Source organism: Winslowiella toletana (genome assembly GCF_017875465.1).
In the GTDB taxonomy this organism is placed as follows: Bacteria; Pseudomonadota; Gammaproteobacteria; order Enterobacterales; family Enterobacteriaceae; genus Erwinia; species Erwinia toletana.
The window spans coordinates 3298945-3316208 of the sequence record NZ_JAGGMQ010000001.1 but is presented as its reverse complement, the minus strand read 5'-3'; the positions used below and the strand labels follow the sequence as shown (position 1 = coordinate 3316208).

At 53.7% G+C, this 17264-nt stretch carries 12 protein-coding genes; 9 read left to right on the top strand and 3 right to left on the bottom strand.

The window, feature by feature from the left end; genetic code table 11:
- Positions 1-7: 7 nt before the first annotated feature.
- Genes J2125_RS15320 through J2125_RS15295 form a run of 6 tightly spaced genes read left to right on the top strand, consistent with a single transcriptional unit; the run spans position 8 to position 5879 of the window.
- Entirely contained in the window at positions 8-1081 is a 1074-nt protein-coding gene (locus tag J2125_RS15320) for an ABC transporter permease (RefSeq protein WP_017800425.1), read from the top strand.
- Complete coding sequence (nikC, locus tag J2125_RS15315) at positions 1078-2013, top strand: nickel transporter permease (protein ID WP_017800426.1); 936 nt, start codon at positions 1078-1080, stop codon at positions 2011-2013. The genes J2125_RS15320 and nikC overlap by 4 nt, the downstream gene beginning before the upstream one ends.
- Complete coding sequence (locus tag J2125_RS15310; RefSeq protein ID WP_017800427.1) at positions 2006-2872, top strand: ABC transporter ATP-binding protein; 867 nt, start codon at positions 2006-2008, stop codon at positions 2870-2872. The genes nikC and J2125_RS15310 overlap by 8 nt, the downstream gene beginning before the upstream one ends.
- Complete coding sequence (locus J2125_RS15305) at positions 2869-3636, top strand: ABC transporter ATP-binding protein (RefSeq protein WP_017800428.1); 768 nt, start codon at positions 2869-2871, stop codon at positions 3634-3636. The genes J2125_RS15310 and J2125_RS15305 overlap by 4 nt, the downstream gene beginning before the upstream one ends.
- 15 nt (positions 3637-3651) lie before the next feature.
- The gene (locus J2125_RS15300) at positions 3652-4575 is read left to right on the top strand and encodes a serine hydrolase domain-containing protein (RefSeq protein WP_017800429.1); all 924 of its coding nucleotides are present in this window, start codon (positions 3652-3654) and stop codon (positions 4573-4575) included.
- Positions 4572-5879, top strand: a complete 1308-nt coding sequence (locus J2125_RS15295; RefSeq protein WP_017800430.1) for an MmgE/PrpD family protein — start codon at positions 4572-4574, stop codon at positions 5877-5879. Before J2125_RS15300 ends, J2125_RS15295 begins: the two co-directional genes overlap by 4 nt.
- Positions 5880-5918: 39 nt before the next feature.
- On the opposite strand, the gene acnB is transcribed toward J2125_RS15295, so the two are convergent.
- Entirely contained in the window at positions 5919-8516 is a 2598-nt protein-coding gene (gene acnB / locus J2125_RS15290; protein WP_040462419.1) for a bifunctional aconitate hydratase 2/2-methylisocitrate dehydratase, read from the bottom strand.
- Positions 8517-9108: 592 nt separating this feature from the next.
- Positions 9109-9249, bottom strand: a complete 141-nt coding sequence (locus J2125_RS15285) for a hypothetical protein (protein WP_017800432.1) — start codon at positions 9247-9249, stop codon at positions 9109-9111.
- Between the two features lie 497 nt (positions 9250-9746).
- On the opposite strand from J2125_RS15285, the gene J2125_RS15280 reads away from it, so the two are divergent.
- From J2125_RS15280 to J2125_RS15270, 3 genes are all read left to right on the top strand, one after another.
- The gene (locus J2125_RS15280) at positions 9747-11255 is read left to right on the top strand and encodes a hypothetical protein (protein WP_198510880.1); all 1509 of its coding nucleotides are present in this window, start codon (positions 9747-9749) and stop codon (positions 11253-11255) included.
- Between the two features lie 521 nt (positions 11256-11776).
- Positions 11777-14473 carry a magnesium-translocating P-type ATPase gene (gene mgtA, locus J2125_RS15275; RefSeq protein ID WP_026111614.1) on the top strand — a complete coding sequence of 899 codons (2697 nt, stop codon included), beginning with the start codon at positions 11777-11779 and terminating at the stop codon, positions 14471-14473.
- Between the two features lie 79 nt (positions 14474-14552).
- Positions 14553-15656, top strand: a complete 1104-nt coding sequence (locus tag J2125_RS15270) for a membrane-targeted effector domain-containing toxin (RefSeq protein ID WP_157819438.1) — start codon at positions 14553-14555, stop codon at positions 15654-15656.
- Positions 15657-15706: 50 nt separating this feature from the next.
- Here the strand turns inward: J2125_RS15270 and lpdA are convergent, their stop codons facing one another.
- Positions 15707-17131, bottom strand: coding sequence for a dihydrolipoyl dehydrogenase (gene lpdA, locus J2125_RS15265; protein WP_017800436.1), 1425 nt, complete (start codon positions 17129-17131; stop codon positions 15707-15709).
- Between the last annotated feature and the right edge of the window lie 133 nt (positions 17132-17264).

Here is a 17264-nt window from a genome sequence, read left to right as displayed (position 1 = left end):
GCCGCCAATGTCGCAGCTTTTACCGCAACAACACATGACCCTGGAGCCGTCACCAATCTGGCGCCGCCTGCGGGCGCTGCTGAAAGGCACACTCTCCATCTTCTGTACGCTGCTGGGGCTGGCGGCATTGACCTTCTTTATTGGCCGTCTGCTGCCGATCGACCCGGTGGTGGCGGTGATCGGCGACAACGCCGGTCAGGAAGCCTATGACAAGATGTACCATCTGCTGGGCCTCGATCAGCCGCTGTGGAAACAGTTTATTGATTACGTCTGGCAGCTGGCGCATCTCAACTTTGGCACCGCGCTGACCACCAGCCAGCCGGTGGCGCAGGATATCGCCCGCGTATTTCCGGCCACGCTGGAACTGGCGACGCTGGCGGCAATTATTGGCGTCGGCCTCGGTATTCCGGCCGGGGTGCTCTCCTCAATGTACCGTAACTCATGGTTTGACCATGTCATTCGTTTTATCGGCCTGCTGAGTTACTCGACGCCGCACTTCTGGCTGGGACTGATGGGGCTGCTGCTGTTCTATGCCTCACTCGGCTGGATTGGCGGACCTGGTCGTATCGACTTTATGTATGAGTTCGATCTGCATCCGGTGACCGGCTTCTGGCTGATTGACAGCCTGCTGGCCGGTAACTGGGAGGTGTTTAAGAACGTCTTCGGTCATATCATTCTGCCGGCGTCGATTCTGGGCCTCAGCTCACTGGCTTATATCAGCCGCATGGTGCGCAGCTTTATGATTGAGCAGCTTTCACAGGAATATATTATCACCGCGCGGGTTAAGGGTCTGTCATGGGCGCGCTGCGTCTGGATCCACGCGCTGCGCAATGTGGCGGTGCCGACCTTAACCGTGGTGGCGCTCTCCTGGGCCACCCTGCTGGAAGGAGCCGTACTCACTGAAACCGTGTTTGCCTGGCCGGGTTTTGGCCGCTACCTCACCAATGCGCTGCTGGCTGGCGATATGAACGCGGTGGTCGGCTGTACGCTGCTGATCGGCGCGATCTTTGTGGTGCTTAATCTGATCTGCGACCTGCTGTACCGTATTTTCGATCCCCGCACGCGTCAGGAGGGACAATGACCGACTCGCTAAATAAATCACTGCCAGCGCACCAGCGTTCGGCATTACGTAGCTGGCTTAGCGCGCCGGTGCCCGCTTCGCCATTCCAGGCACGGATGCAGCAAATATGGCTACAGTGGCTGCGCTTCTGCGCTAACCATTCGGCGCTGTTTGGTCTGCTGGTGCTGCTGGTGGTGGTGGCGGCGGCGCTGTTTGCGCCGTGGTTCAGCACGCATGATATTTTTACCCAGGATCTGACCAACCGTCTGCAACCACCAACGGCGCAGCACTGGCTCGGCACCGATGAGCTGGGACGTGATATCTACAGCCGCCTGCTGCATGGCGCGCGGATTACGCTGTATATCGCCGCACTGACGGCGGTGATCATCACGCCGCTGGGGCTGATTATCGGCACCACCGCTGGCTACCTCGGTGGCTGGGTGGATACCGTGCTGATGCGCCTGGTAGATATTTTTCTCGCCTTCCCCAGCCTGATTCTGGCGCTGGCGTTTGTCGCCGCACTGGGTCCGGGCATTGATAACGCGATTATCGCCATTTCACTCTCCTCCTGGCCGCCGATTGCCCGTCTGGCGCGCGCCGAAACCCTGTCGATCCGCAAGATGGACTATATCGCGGCGGTACGTTTGCAGGGGGCATCGTCGTGGCACATTATTCTGCGCCATATTATGCCGATGTGTCTGCCGTCAGTGGTGGTGCGCGTCACGCTGAATATGGCGGCGATTATCCTGACCGCTGCCGGACTCGGCTTCCTCGGCCTCGGCGCGCAAGCGCCCAGCCCGGAATGGGGGGCGATGCTGGCTTCCGGCCGCGAATTTATGCTGAACAATGGCTGGATTGCCGCCATCCCTGGTTTAGCGATTCTTTTTACCAGTCTGGCCTTTAACCTGCTTGGCGACGGCCTGCGCGACGTAATGGATCTCCGCCATGAATGACACCCTGCTGCAGGTGGAAAACCTGAATATCATTTTTAAGGGCGCGCATCAGGATCATCACGCGGTGCGCAATGTCTCTTTCAGCGTCGGACGCGAAAAGCTGGCGATTGTCGGTGAGTCTGGCTCTGGCAAATCACAGACCTGCCGTGCGCTGCTGAAGCTGACGCCGAAAATTGGTCGCGTCACGGCGGATAAAATGCAGTTTGGCGATATCGATCTGCTGGCCGCCAGCGAAAAGCAGATGCGGCGGATTCGCGGCGGACGCATTTCGATGATTTTGCAGGATCCTAAATTCTCGCTAAATCCGCTGATGCGTATCGGTGACCAGATTAGCGAAGCTTATCGCCTGCACACCCAGGCAAGTAAAAGCGTGGCGCGCGAGCGGGCGCTGGCAATGCTGGAGTCAGTGCATATTCGTGAGGTGGAAAAAGTCTGCCAGCTCTATCCGCATGAGATTTCCGGCGGTATGGGGCAGCGCGTGATGATCGCCATGATGCTGATTCCGGAGCCGGATCTGATTATCGCCGATGAACCCACTTCGGCGCTGGATGTGACCGTGCGTCAGCAGGTGCTGAGTATCCTTGATGAACTGCTGGCGCGCCGCAATACCGGCATGCTGTTTATCACCCACGATCTTAATCTGGTATCACGTTTTTGCGACCGTGTGCTGGTGATGTATGCCGGACGGGTAGTGGAGGAGATTCAGGCCAGCCAGCTGGAACATGCCTGTCATCCCTACACCCGCGCGCTGCTCGCCAGCCAGCCACGGCTGCAGCAACCGGTGGAGACCCTGAGTGTGCCGACCCGTGACGCCGCCTGGCTGAACGGCCCGACCTGGCGTGATGGAGTTGCCATATGAATACACCGATTCCCACGCAACAGCGCAGTGTTGAAGCGGTCAGTCTGAATATCGCCTTTGGTGAAGGCAGCCAGCGCCGTCAGGTAGTGAGCGATGTCAGCTTTACGCTGGCGGCGGGCGAAAGCTATGGCCTGATTGGCGAATCCGGCTGTGGTAAATCCACCATTCTGCGCGCCCTTGCCGGTCTGAACAGCGATTATCAGGGCGCGATTCTGTTTGATAACAAAGAGCAGCAGCCGGTACGTGATAAAGCTTTTTACCGTCAGGTACAGATGGTGTTTCAGGATCCCTACGCCTCGTTGCATCCACGCAAAATGGTGTGGAACGCGCTGCGCGAACCATTGCAGCTGCACGGCCTTGATCGCCACGAGTCGCGTATCAGCGATGTGCTGCATGCGGTGGGTCTGAGTGATGCATTTCGTTACCGCTATCCGCATCAGCTTTCCGGCGGCCAGCGTCAGCGCGTCGCGATTGCCCGCGCGCTGATTATGGAACCGTCGGTGCTGCTGCTTGATGAACCCACATCGGCGCTCGACGTGTCGGTGCAGGCGGAAATCCTTAACCTGCTCGCCACGATGCGCAAACAGCGCCAGCTGACCTATCTGATGGTCACCCACGATCTGGCGGTCGTGACCCATCTCTGTCAGCGGGTGGCGATTATGCATCAGGGGGTGCTGCTGGAAGAGTTAAGCGCCGATGCCCTGCGTCAGGGCAATGCGCGCGAAGAGTACACGCGGCGTTTCCTCGCTGCCAGTGAATGCTAAGGAGAAGGTTTAAGCATGTTTATTAAGCTGCGTCGTTATCTGGAAACCATTAATACCGATGCGATGATGGTGCTGCAACACGGCGAGTGCCGGTTTTCCGTTGGCGATCTCAGCCATCGTTTTCAGTGCCACTCAATGCGCAAAAGCTTTCTCAGCGCGCTGTATGGCCCGGCGGTGGCGGAAGATCGTATCGATCTGTCACTGACCTTGCAGACGCTGGGCATTGACGACCGTGAAGGCTTATCGGCAGTGGAAAAACAGGCCTGTCTGTATGACCTGCTGACGGCGCGCTCCGGTATCTATCATCCGGCAAATTATGAAACTGCATGGATGAAGCGCATTAAACCGGCGCGTCACCGCCATGCGCCAGGGGAGAACTGGTGCTACAGCAACTGGGATTTTAATGCCCTTGGCACTGCCTGGTTGCAGCTGACCGGCGAAAATATCCATCAGGCTTTTGAGCAGCGTATTGCGCGTCCAGTTGGCATGGAAGATTTCCGCGGCGGGCAGGATGGCTGGATGGAGCCGGGAGAGTCGTCAGATCATGCGGCCTATCCGTTCCGCCTGTCGACGCGCGATCTGGCGCGCTTTGGCCAGCTGTTTTTGCAGCAGGGCCAGTGGCAGGGAGAAACGATTATCCCGGCGGCGTGGGTGAAGACCAGCACCGCACCGATTTCCCACGCCGGCGATCGCGGCGCCTATGGCTATATGTGGTGGGTGACGCGCGATAGCGTCGCCTGGCCGGAAGCGATATTACCGGCGGGCAGCTATTCGGCGCGCGGCGCTGGCGGCCACTTCTGCCTGGTGATGCCGACGCTGGATATGGTGGTGGTGCATCGGGTCGACACTGACCAGCCGGGTCGGGAAGTAAACCGTTTTCAGATTGGAAAATTATTGCAGCTGTTGCTGGATGAATGTGCTGCCGGAGGTGTTGTATGAGTGTGATTGAAACCATTGCCGCCTGGTGCGTTCGCCACCCGGCGTTTAGCGACCACGCGCGCCAGCTGGCGCAGGATGCGATCGCCGATACGCTGGGCTGCCTGTATGCCGGACGCGACGACTTCTCCACCCAGGCAGTGCAGCGTGCCTGGGCGCACTATGAAAGCCAGCCAGCGGCGATTATCGCGTTGCTGAATGGCACCGCCGCCCATGCGATTGATTACGATGATAACTTTGGCCCGGGGATGAGCCACGCCTCGGCGGTGCTGGTCCCTGCCCTGCTGGCGGTGGCGCTGGAAGAGAACCGCGACGGCAAGGCGCTGACAGAAGCTTATCTGATCGGTTTACAGGCGCAGGCCTTTGTTGGCGAAGTGGTCAGCAGCGCACACTATACGGCGGGCTGGCATGGCACCTCGACCATCGGCTGTATCGGCACCGCGGCTGGCGTCGCCTGGCTAAAGGGACTCGATGAGGCCGGAATTGCGCGCACGCTGTCGATTGCCGTCAGCCTCGCCAGCGGGATTAAAGGCCAGTTTGGCACGCCGTTAAAGCCTTTTCATGCTGGTATGGCGGCGCGTAACGCGATTGATGCCGCTCAGCTGGCAGCCTGCGAAATGACCGGACGGCTGGATATTATCGAATGCGATATGGGCTTTTATCAGCTGTTTGACGGCGCCGGTTTTCAGCCGGAAAGCATCCAGCGCTGGTTAACGTTGCCACAGCATGTGATTGAAACGGTGGGTGTGATGCCGAAAAAGCATCCCTGCTGCGGATCGACGCACCGCATTCTTGATGCGATTGCCGATTTGCAGGCGCTGCATGCCTTTAGCGCTGAAGATGTTGAGTCGGTGGCCACCAAAGTCGGTATCTCGAATCTGCGCAATCTTGCATATCAGCAGCCGCAGGATGAGATGCAGGCGCGTTTCTCGATGCATTACTGTGTGGCGGTGATGCTGGAGAAAGGGATGCTCAGTGTCGCCGATTTCACGCCAGAGCAGGTGCAGCGTCAGGCCGATGCCGCCAGACTGGCCAGAGTATCGATGAGCAGCTGGAGCGCCGAAGAAGAAGCTGAACAGAGTAACCTGCCGCATATTGTCACCATTATGCTGAAAGATGGCCGCACGCTGACCGCTCAGCGTCTGAACGCTAAAGGCTCACTGGCGGAACCTTTTAGTGCAGCGGAGAAACAGCAGAAGTTCGCTGACTGCTGCGCAGGTTTACGCGGTTATGATCAGATCTGGCAACGACTGGGGAATTTACCGCAGGAAAGTCATCTGGGATTTGTGCGGAAAATGATGGTCTGAAGCAAAGGGGCGGCGTTCTCGCCGCCCATCACAACAGAACTACACTGCGGTCTGGAAAATCACACCATCAGCTTTATCGGTATACTGGTCAAGCTGGTCAAAGTTCAGATAACGGTAAGTATCTACCGCCGTCTTATCCACCTGTTCCATAAACTGCTGATACTCATCCGGCGTTGGCAACTTGCCAAGCAGTGAGGCTACCGCAGCCAGCTCCGCTGACGCCAGGAAGACGTTAGCACCATTACCCAGACGGTTCGGGAAGTTACGCGTCGAAGTGGAAACCACCGTCGAGCCATCGGCAACACGCGCCTGGTTACCCATACAGAGTGAGCAACCCGGGATCTCAATACGCGCACCGCTCTTACCAAACACGCTGTAGTAACCCTCTTCGGTCAGCTGCGCCGCATCCATCTTGGTTGGCGGCGCCACCCACAGACGGGTTGGCAGCTGGCCTTTATGGGCATCCAGCAGCTTACCGGCCGCACGGAAGTGACCAATGTTGGTCATGCAGGAACCGATAAACACTTCATCGATCTTCTCACCCTGCACGTCAGACAGCAGACGCGCATCATCAGGATCGTTAGGCGCACAGAGAATTGGCTCTTTGATCTCAGCCAGATCGATATCGATCACCGCAGCGTATTCCGCATCGGCATCGCCTTCCAGCAGCTGTGGATCTTCCAGCCATTTCTGCATGCCCTGGATACGACGCTCCAGCGTACGGCGATCGCCATAGCCCTCGGAGATCATCCACTTCAGCAGCACAATGTTGGAATTAAGATATTCGATAATCGGATCTTTACCCAGCTTAATGGTACAGCCCGCCGCCGAACGCTCAGCAGAAGCATCGGACAGCTCAAATGCCTGCTCAACTTTCAGTTCCGGCAAGCCTTCGATCTCAAGGATGCGGCCAGAGAAGATGTTTTTCTTACCTTTCTTCTCAACGGTCAGCAGGCCCGCTTTGATCGCGTACAGCGGGATCGCATGCACCAGATCGCGCAGGGTGATGCCCGGCTGCATTTTGCCTTTAAAGCGCACCAGCACTGATTCCGGCATATCCAGCGGCATTACGCCGGTGGCAGCGGCAAACGCCACCAGACCAGAACCCGCCGGGAATGAGATACCGATTGGGAAACGGGTATGGGAGTCACCACCGGTACCGACGGTATCCGGCAGCAGCATACGGTTCAGCCAGCTGTGGATAATGCCGTCGCCCGGACGCAGTGACACACCGCCACGGTTCATAATAAAGTCGGGCAGCGTATGGTGCGTGCTGACGTCAACCGGCTTCGGATAGGCCGCGGTATGGCAGAATGACTGCATCACCAGGTCGGCGGAGAAGCCGAGGCAGGCAAGGTCTTTCAGTTCATCACGGGTCATCGGGCCGGTGGTATCCTGCGAACCTACCGAGGTCATTTTCGGTTCGCAATACTGACCAGGACGCACGCCGTCGGTGCCGCAGGCGCGGCCAACCATTTTCTGCGCCAGCGAGAAACCACGGCTGCTCTCGGCCACGTCTTTCGCGATGCGGAATACGTCGCTCACTGGCAGACCCAGTGATTCACGCGCTTTGGTGGTCAGACCGCGACCAATAATCAGCGGAATACGGCCACCGGCACGCACTTCATCCAGCAGCACTTCGGTTTTCAGTTCGAAGTTCGCCAGCACCTCATTGGTGTCATGGCTACGCACTTCGCCTTTATACGGATAGATATCAATGACGTCGCCGGTGTTCAGGTTATCGACATCCACTTCAATCGGCAGTGCGCCGGCATCTTCCATGGTGTTAAAGAAGATCGGCGCAATTTTACCGCCCAGCACCACGCCGCCGCCTTTTTTGTTCGGCACAAACGGCAGATCATCTCCCATAAACCACAGCACCGAGTTGGTGGCGGATTTACGTGATGAACCGGTACCGACCACGTCACCGACGTATGCCAGTGGGAAACCTTTCTGATTCAGCGCTTCGATCTGCTTAATCGGACCCACGTTACCAGCATCGTCGGGTTCGATACCTTCACGGGCGTTTTTCAGCATTGCCAGCGCATGCAGTGGAATATCCGGGCGCGACCAGGCATCTGGCGCCGGCGAGAGGTCATCGGTATTGGTTTCGCCGGTAACTTTAAACACGGTAACGGTGATTTTTTCCGCCAGTTCCGGGCGCGAGAGATACCAGTCAGCATCAGCCCAGGCTTGTACGACCTGTCTGGCATGCGGGTTGCCAGCTTTGGCTTTCTCTTCAACGTCGTAGAAGCTGTCAAACATCAGCAGCGTGTGGGACAACGCTTTAGCGGCAATCGCGGCCAGCGTTTCATCATCGAGGGCATCGATCAGCGGATGGATATTGTAGCCACCCTGCATGGTGCCCAGCAGCTCCACCGCTTTTTCCGGCGAAACCAGAGGAGAGGTTGCTTCACGTTTGGCAATTGCCGCAAGGAAACCCGCTTTAACATAGGCCGCTTCATCAACGCCTGGCGGGACTCGATTAATTAACAGATCGGACAGGAATTCTTCTTCACCTGCTGGTGGGTTTTTTAGCAGTTCAACCAGCGCGGCCATTTGGGAAGCATCTAACGGTTTAGGAACAATCCCCTGGGCAGCACGCTCGGCAACGTGCTTACGGTATTCTTCTAGCACGACGTTCTCCTCGCTCTCATTGTATTTGGCTTTCCGGTCACCTTTTTTCACGTCGACGTGAGTAACTATCCTTGTCCGGGTTTTGCATAGGGTAAGGTGCCCGGTTTCGCGGGGGTCAGCATATCAGGAATTAGTTCGCTTGTTAATCTGTTTACAAAAAAGCAACATTATTCGGCGCCTTGCAACATTCACCGCATAAACCTGCTGAATGCAGGCCACCGCTGGCCTGAATGCCGTTTTGCCTGCTCAACCTGCCAGCGTTTCATTACTAAATCTCGTCTGACCATCAAAATTCGCTCACTTTTGCTGATGTTTCCGGTGCTTTCGCGATAGCTGATTACACTTTGGCATTAGAACCCAATTCCCCACGCTATTTAGCAGGGAGCCATTGTGAAGAGAATTGACCGTATCCCTCCGAATGCTGATGAACGGCTTATAGCGCTAAACACAAATGCCCACTTTTCAGCCTCCGATATGCCAATGATCCATCAGCTTTCGCAGGTGATGCAAAGTCCGTTAAATATGGCAGCATGGTCAGCGCCACCACCTTTGTCAGCCAGGCAGAACTTTATCCCCCCTCTTTCACCAGCATTTACAGCAACCAACTATCCGACACCAGGGTTTCAAAATAGCGGGCTTCTTTCATACCCGCCATTACCGTTACCGCCTGCTGCTCCCCCGGAAGGACCACCGATAATTTCAACGCTTCAGCATGCATTGCGGCAACAGCCATCCGGGCTTTCGCCTCAAACCCTGGAAGAGATTCTTCCCTGCTACCGCCATATGGGCGCAATGGCCCCGCTGGAAAATAAGCATCTGACGGCAGCGGGTAAGGAGCTGGAAGAGAGGCTCAACTCTCCGCACTGGAGTCCCTGGAAACAATTAGCCGGAGAAACCAACCTTGAATGGGCGCTGCGGGTGAGCAATATGGATCAGCGTCTGAAATATAGTGACTTTAGTAAACTGAAAGACATCAACCTTATCCTGTTAAACCTTCATTTACTGCAGCGGCAACCATTATCGGAAGCCGGGCTGCGAGTGATGAATTATATCCATTCAACGAACCCGGAAGGGATGGACTTTCAGCTGGGCGAAGAGTGGCCATATTGGGTTGTCCGGCTAAAAAAACTGGCGCCCTATCTGTCAGAACAGGAAGTTATCACCCTCACCGGTTTTACGCCCGAAATCCAGAAACGTTATCCGGCAAATAAACTGTTGCAGGAAGATCCGGTGATCACCCCGCGTTCCAAACGGATAACCGCCACCTCTTTGACCTCGCCGTGGCAGCGCGCGGCGCGTTCCGGCACGAACGTCAGTGGCGTGATTCGGGCTATCCAGCAAAAGCGCAATCTTTTTCAGCCAGAGAATGGTGCGCACGTCGAGCGTTTTCTCAAACAGCAGGGCTGGACTCAATTGCATAATAATGGCAGCAGCGGCACCGATTATAATAATTCGCTGCCGATCGCCTTGTTACAGCTCACGACGCGTGAATACTCGCAAAGCAAATGGCTAATGGCGCAGGTAAATAAATATCGTCAGCGGCTGGTGCTGCAAGGCTGGCAGGGGCATGCGCATGGTTTTTTTCTGGATGGCAATATCCTGTTCAAGCCGGCAGGCGCAGCGGCGGCCTTAGTGGAAATGCTTAATCAGGATTTACTGGATCGTTTCAGACACCCAATACGGGTTATCAGCCATAGCTTTATCGCCGAAAAGGAATCCCAGGCCATTTTGGGTTCCTTTGAGGCTAATGCACGCGAGATACATATCCTGAATATCGGTAACCATTTTTCAGCGCTATTGCCCCCCCCGCGCGATAATTTACCTGCGGTTACCGGGCCATCCCGGGTGACGTTTCCTCCCCCTTTGAGGCTGTTAAAGCTTACCGGTAAACCTTCCCGTTCTCAGGCACAGCCTGTCGTGATTACGATAAGCGATCTTTCCGGCGATGGTGAAAAAATAGAGCGATTAATCAACAGCAGAAAAATAAAACTGAATAGCTCATCGATGCCAATTATAAGAATCAGGGAGCTGCTGCTCATTGCACGCAAACTTGGATTATTGCTGACAGAAAACGATATTAAAGACCTGGTGAAGGTCACTACCGATGAAATAAATGCTTTTCCGCAGCAATTTCGCAGCGCGCTTAGCGATCACGGCAAGCATACGATGCAAATTATCGACTCAGATATGCCGGGCGATTATGCGTGGAAAGAAGATGAAACCAATTACCGCTGGGCAAGCAGATTAATCAAACAACAACCTGAACTGACAGTGGATGATTTGGTGTTGATAACCGGCGGCAATAGTTTTTTGCTGATAAGGCTATGGAAGGCGCATAAATCAGGTTTGTCGGACAGTGGCAAAAGATTGCAGAACAGGCTGAATTCGTCGGACTGGAATCCCTATAAACGCTTTGGTGATGAAACCCCCTCTGAATGGATAGAACGTCTCGGCAATATGGACGAAGGACTGAGCGGGACCGATATAATGCAAGTATGTGACGAAAGTTGTTCTGTGATTGATACCCGTTTAGGGCTGCGAAAACAGTTATCGCCTGCGGGTAAAATGATCCGGGACGAAATTAATTCCCCGACAGGTGGCGCGCATGCTTTCCGCCCTGGCGAAGACTGGCCAGCATGGTGCCTGCGTCTGAAAGAAACCGGCATCAGCCAAAATGACAGTGATTGTATTAGCGGATTTAACCCGGATATGCTTATCCGCTATCTGCTACAGACGTAAATATCACTTACCATCGCCTGCAGGCTGGCGCGAAGTCATTAATTGCCGTGCGTTGACTGGCGGTTAAGGAAGCGAGATTTACAGCCCAACAGGCCGGGCGTATAGTGCCTGTCGTTTAATCACGTGGAGCAACCTTTTTGGACAGTAACCAAACCCATTAAGGCAAGCCTGTTGCTTGCCACCCTGGCAAGCAGCGATCGGTTAACTCGTCTGCTGCTCCACTGCTACCCGGACGAGTCATTATGATACTGAAATTTACCCATACCCTTTTTCCTCCGGGCTGATGCCCAAGCGGCTATCGGCTGCGCCTGATGCGCAGCTCTCTGTAACCGATCCTGCTATTCAGGTTATTACCATTATCAGTTAAGGAGTCCCTATGGACGAGCACCCCAGTACGCAACGTAATCCGCGTTGCAAGGGAGCAGTGAGCTAGTTCCTTTCCCATCTGCAACGCACTCTTTTTTTCACGACTATCTCAATTTGAGAGAGATTGCCGTGCGCAGAATTTGGAGTAGCAACAGATGACTCAGATGATCGATAGTACGCAGCAAACGCGCCGCCACAACAAAAATCGCCCCACTCAGGCGTGGCCGATTGCCCGTGAGGCGCAGGTCAGCCTCGACAGCACCTTTGCCACACTCAACAGCAGTCCGCAGGGACTGAGCGCCCGCCAGGCGGCCGCGCGTTTGCAACAGTCTGGCCTGAATCAGGTGGCGGAGGAAAAAGCGCCGCACGTCCTGATTCAGCTGCTGATGGCGTTTAATAATCCGTTTATTTTTGTACTGATGGGTCTGGCTGGCATCAGTTTCTTCACCGACTACTGGCTACCGGCGCAGCAGGGTGAAGAAACCGATCTGACTGGCGTAACCATTATGCTGATAATGATTACCCTGAGCGGGGTACTGCGCTTCTGGCAGGAGTTCCGCACCAATCAGGCGGCCGATGCGCTGAAATCGCTGGTATCCACTCAGGTCACCACCCTGCGCCGCCATGGCGATAACAGCAAACCACAGTGGATCTACGTCAACCAGCAGCAGCTGGTGCCAGGAGATATCATCTCACTGTCAGCTGGCGATATTATTCCTGCCGATATCAAGCTGGTTAAATCACATGACCTGCTGGTCAGTCAGGCAGCGCTGACTGGCGAAGCCTTACCGGTGGAAAAATATTGTCTGACGGAACCCACGCAGACGCCGCACGATATTGGTGAAGGCGCGCTGCCCGGCTTAACAAATATCTGCCTGATGGGCACCAATGTGGTCAGCGGCCACGCCACTGCGGTGGTGGTCGCCACCGGCACCCGCAGCTGGTTTGGTTCGCTGGCAAAAAATATTATTGGCAAACGCCCTCCCACCTCTTTTGACCGCGGCGTAAATAGCGTCAGCTGGCTGCTGATCCGTTTTATGGCCGTTATGGTGCCAGTGGTGCTGTTGCTGAATGGCTTCACTAAAGGCGACTGGCTGGATGCCACCCTGTTTGCCGTCGCCGTCGCCGTCGGTCTGACGCCTGAGATGCTGCCAATGATTGTCAGCACCAATCTGGCCAAAGGCGCGATGGCGATGGCGCGCCGCAAAGTGGTGGTCAAACGGCTGAATGCTATCCAGAACTTTGGCGCGATGGATGTGCTTTGTACTGATAAAACCGGCACTCTGACGCAGGATCATATTGCGCTGGAGCACCATCTGGATATTCTCGGCCGCCCCTGCCGCAGGGTGCTGGAACTGGCGTGGTTGAACAGTTTTCATCAGAGCGGACATAAAAATCTGATGGATCGCGCCGTGGTGGCGTTTGCGCGCCAGTACCACGACTTGCCGCGTCATCTCCGCAAAGTCGACGAACTGCCGTTCGATTTCAGCCGCCGTCGTCTGTCGGTTTCCCTGAGTGACGATCAGGGACAGCATCAGTTGATCTGCAAAGGCGCAGTGGAAGAGATGCTGGCAATCACCACCCATCTGCAGCAGAACGGTCAGGTGGTGGCGATCGATGAGGCATGGCGTGCAGAAATTATACAGCGGGCCGCCGACTTCAATCAGCAGGGCTATCGGGTGCTGCTAATCGCCATCCGTAAATTAAATAGCAGCGGCTGGCATCAGCGCCTGACATCGGACGATGAGCGCGATTTAACCCTGTGCGGCATGCTGACCTTCCTCGATCCAGCCAAAGAGAGCGCCGCAGCGGCGATCCGCGCGCTGCAGGATAATGGCGTGCAGATCAAAGTGCTGACCGGCGATAACCCGCTGATCACTGCCAAAATCTGCCGGGATCTCGATCTTGATCCCGGCGTGCCGCTGCTGGGTGATGAGATTGAGCAGTTAAGCGATGAACAGCTAAAACCGAGGGTAGAGCTGCATACCATTTTTGCCAGGCTGACCCCGGCGCAGAAACAGCGGGTGGTTACTCTGCTGCAGGAGAACGGTCATACCGTCGGCTTCCTTGGCGATGGCATTAATGACGCGGCGGCGCTGCACGCGGCGGATGTCGGAATCTCTGTCGACAGCGCCAGCGATATCGCCAGACAGTCCGCTGATATTATTCTGCTGGAGAAGAGCCTGATGGTGCTGGAGCAAGGGGTACTGGTTGGTCGCCAGACCTTTGGCAATATCATTAAGTATCTGAATATCACCGCCAGCTCCAATTTCGGCAATGTGTTTTCCATTCTGGTCGCCAGCGCCTTTATTCCATTTTTACCGATGCTGGCGATTCAGCTGCTGTTGCAGAACCTGATTTACGATATCTCACAGCTGGCGCTGCCGTGGGACAAAATGGATAAGGAGTTTGTACGCCAGCCACGCCAATGGGATGCGAAAAATATCGGGCGTTTTATGTTGTGGATGGGACCCACTTCGTCAATTTTTGATATCACCACCTTTGCGCTGATGTGGCATATTTTCGGCGCTAACAGCGTTGATCATCAGACTCTGTTTCAGTCTGGCTGGTTTATCGAAGGCTTGCTGTCACAAACGCTGGTAGTACATATGTTGCGCACCCAGAAGATCCCGTTTATTCAGGCACGCGCCAGCTGGCCAGTTATGCTGGCCACCGTGCTGGTGGTGGTAATCGGCATCGGTTTACCGTTCTCACCAGTTAATAGCTGGTTTGGTTTACAGGCGCTGCCATTAAGTTACTTCCCATGGCTGCTGGCGACCCTGCTGGGTTACTGCCTGTTAAGCCAGGGCATGAAACAACTCTATATCCGTCGTTTTGGTCAGTGGTTCTGATTGTTTAATCGATACGGGAGGGGAATCCCTCCCGTTTTTTTTTAAAAAATGAGAGTAATACTAAAATTTCATGCTAAGCATGGAAAATATTTCAGCGTTTTTTTATATCAGCACCATTACATTAACAGATATATTTTGGAAATCATTATTAACATGGAAATTCTCTATGCAGAGCGTAAATACAGCTGGCGCAGAACTTTACAGTATTAATGTCAAGAATAATGAATTTAAAACTAAAGACTTAACCGGGTACGAAAACTTTCTAATTCCCAACCAACGAACTAAGGAAATTGTCGCTGAAAAAATACTAACAACAGACCACCTCACTGATAAAGATATATCAGTACGTGATATGCACTTGCTAAACATTCTCATTAAGGAGAAGAGAGATTCCCTTAAGGAAAAACATACCGAACTTGCCAAAAGTTACGTTATAAAGCCTCAGGCGAAAATTAATACCCCCAATAAAAGTTCGGACATCGATAATGAAAGAGCACTGATTAATTCTATGCTAACTGATAGTAGTGGAATTGTAGTTTATAAAGACCCTGGCAATACCTTACCCATAGATTTTATCATCCAAAATATACAGACTCTCGGTGATAACAATGTCAAAAAAATTTATCTTTCAGGTTTGGTAAGTGAAGTACATCAACAGTACCTTGACGAGGTGAACAAACATATAGGTTCAGGTTATTTTATACCTGATAACTTGATCAATTACCTGGATTTTATTGATAATACAGGAAGGCTCAAAGCTCTAATCTTCACTGCACAATTCAAGGGAATTAAAGTACAGGCACTTGATTGCATTGCAACATCGGTAAATTTAAATTATAAAACATTACATTCATCTGAAAAATATGTTGTATCGATGAAAGCAACAAATATTTTCTCTGCTGAGCTGATTAACCAACATCAGAAAGCAGAAGCAGGTAAATTTGTCGTAATAGCAAGAGAATTCAATTTTACCAGTTCGGATCATAACTTCGATAAGACAAACGGTGATCCGATTAGCATCGCGAGTATGACAGATGCATACAGCATTAATGTTGAACTGTGTACCGATAAAAATGGTGAAAACAAGATTAGCCAAAACAATATCGGGGATATAAACAGTCTGGCTGCAGATGTGACCTTGCGACGTAATCCTGAAAATCACCTTCCTCTTAGATTAAGCTAAAAAAACGGCTCCCTGGGGAGCCGTTTTCAGCGAAACCAAATAGCGAAAATTTATTTCTTTTTCGCTTTCGGGTTTGGCAGGTCAGTAATGCTACCTTCAAAGATCTCAGCAGCCAGACCAACAGATTCATGCAGCGTTGGGTGCGCATGAATCGTCAGGGCGATATCTTCAGCATCACAACCCATCTCAATCGCCAGACCGATTTCACCCAGCAGCTCGCCGCCGTTAGTGCCAACAATCGCGCCGCCGATAATACGATGCGTCTCTTTGTCGAAAATCAGTTTGGTCATACCGTCTGCACAATCGGAAGCGATGGCGCGACCAGAAGCGGCCCACGGGAAAGTGGAAACTTCATAGCTGATGCCTTTCTCTTTCGCTTCTTTCTCAGTCAGACCTACCCAGGCAACTTCTGGCTCAGTGTAAGCGATAGAAGGAATCACTTTCGGATCGAAGTAGTGCTTCTTACCGGAGATCACTTCTGCCGCGACGTGGCCTTCATGCACACCTTTATGCGCCAGCATTGGCTGACCCACAATATCGCCGATCGCATAGATATGCGGCACATTGGTGCGCATCTGCTTATCGGTACGGATAAAGCCGCGCTCATCCACTTCCACGCCCGCCTGACCCGCATCCAGCAGTTTACCATTCGGTACGCGACCGATAGCGACCAGCACCGCATCATAACGCTGTGGTTCGGCTGGCGCTTTTTTGCCTTCCATCGTGACATAGATGCCGTCTTCTTTGGCTTCTACCGCAGTCACTTTGGTTTCCAGCATCAGGTTAAACTGCTTGCTGATACGTTTGGTAAAGACTTTCACTACGTCTTTATCCGCCGCCGGAATCACCTGGTCAAACATCTCAACCACATCAATCTGTGAACCCAGTGCGTGATATACGGTGCCCATTTCCAGACCGATAATGCCGCCGCCCATCACCAGCAGACGCTCAGGAACTTCTTTCAGCTCCAGTGCATCAGTTGAGTCCCAGACGCGTGGGTCTTCATGTGGGATAAATGGCAGTTCAATCGGACGTGAGCCTGCAGCAATAATCGCGTTGTCGAAGTTAATGGTAGTCGCGCCATTTTCACCTTCAACCACCAGCGTATTAGCACCGGTAAATTTACCCAGACCGGTAACCACTTTAACTTTACGGCCTTTCGCCATACCCGCCAGACCACCGGTCAGCTGAGTGATGACTTTCTCTTTCCACGAACGCACTTTGTCGATATCAGTGGTAGGTTTACCAAATACGATACCGTGCTCTTCCAGCGCTTTGGCTTCTTCAATCACTTTCGCGACGTGCAGCAACGCTTTCGAAGGGATGCAACCCACGTTCAGACAAACACCACCAAGGCTGCTGAAACGCTCTACGATGACGGTCTCCAGACCTAAATCAGCGCAACGGAAGGCTGCAGAGTAGCCTGCAGGGCCAGCCCCAAGTACCACGACCTGAGTTTTAATCTCTGTACTCATCATGACCTCTTTGATTGGCGTTCCGGCGGGTCAGACTTTCTGGTTAGTGCCCATGTTCCACCGGGACATATTCATCGCAAGAGTTTACAGAATTGTTAACAGACTGCAAACCGCTTGGTTTCCTTAGATGTTA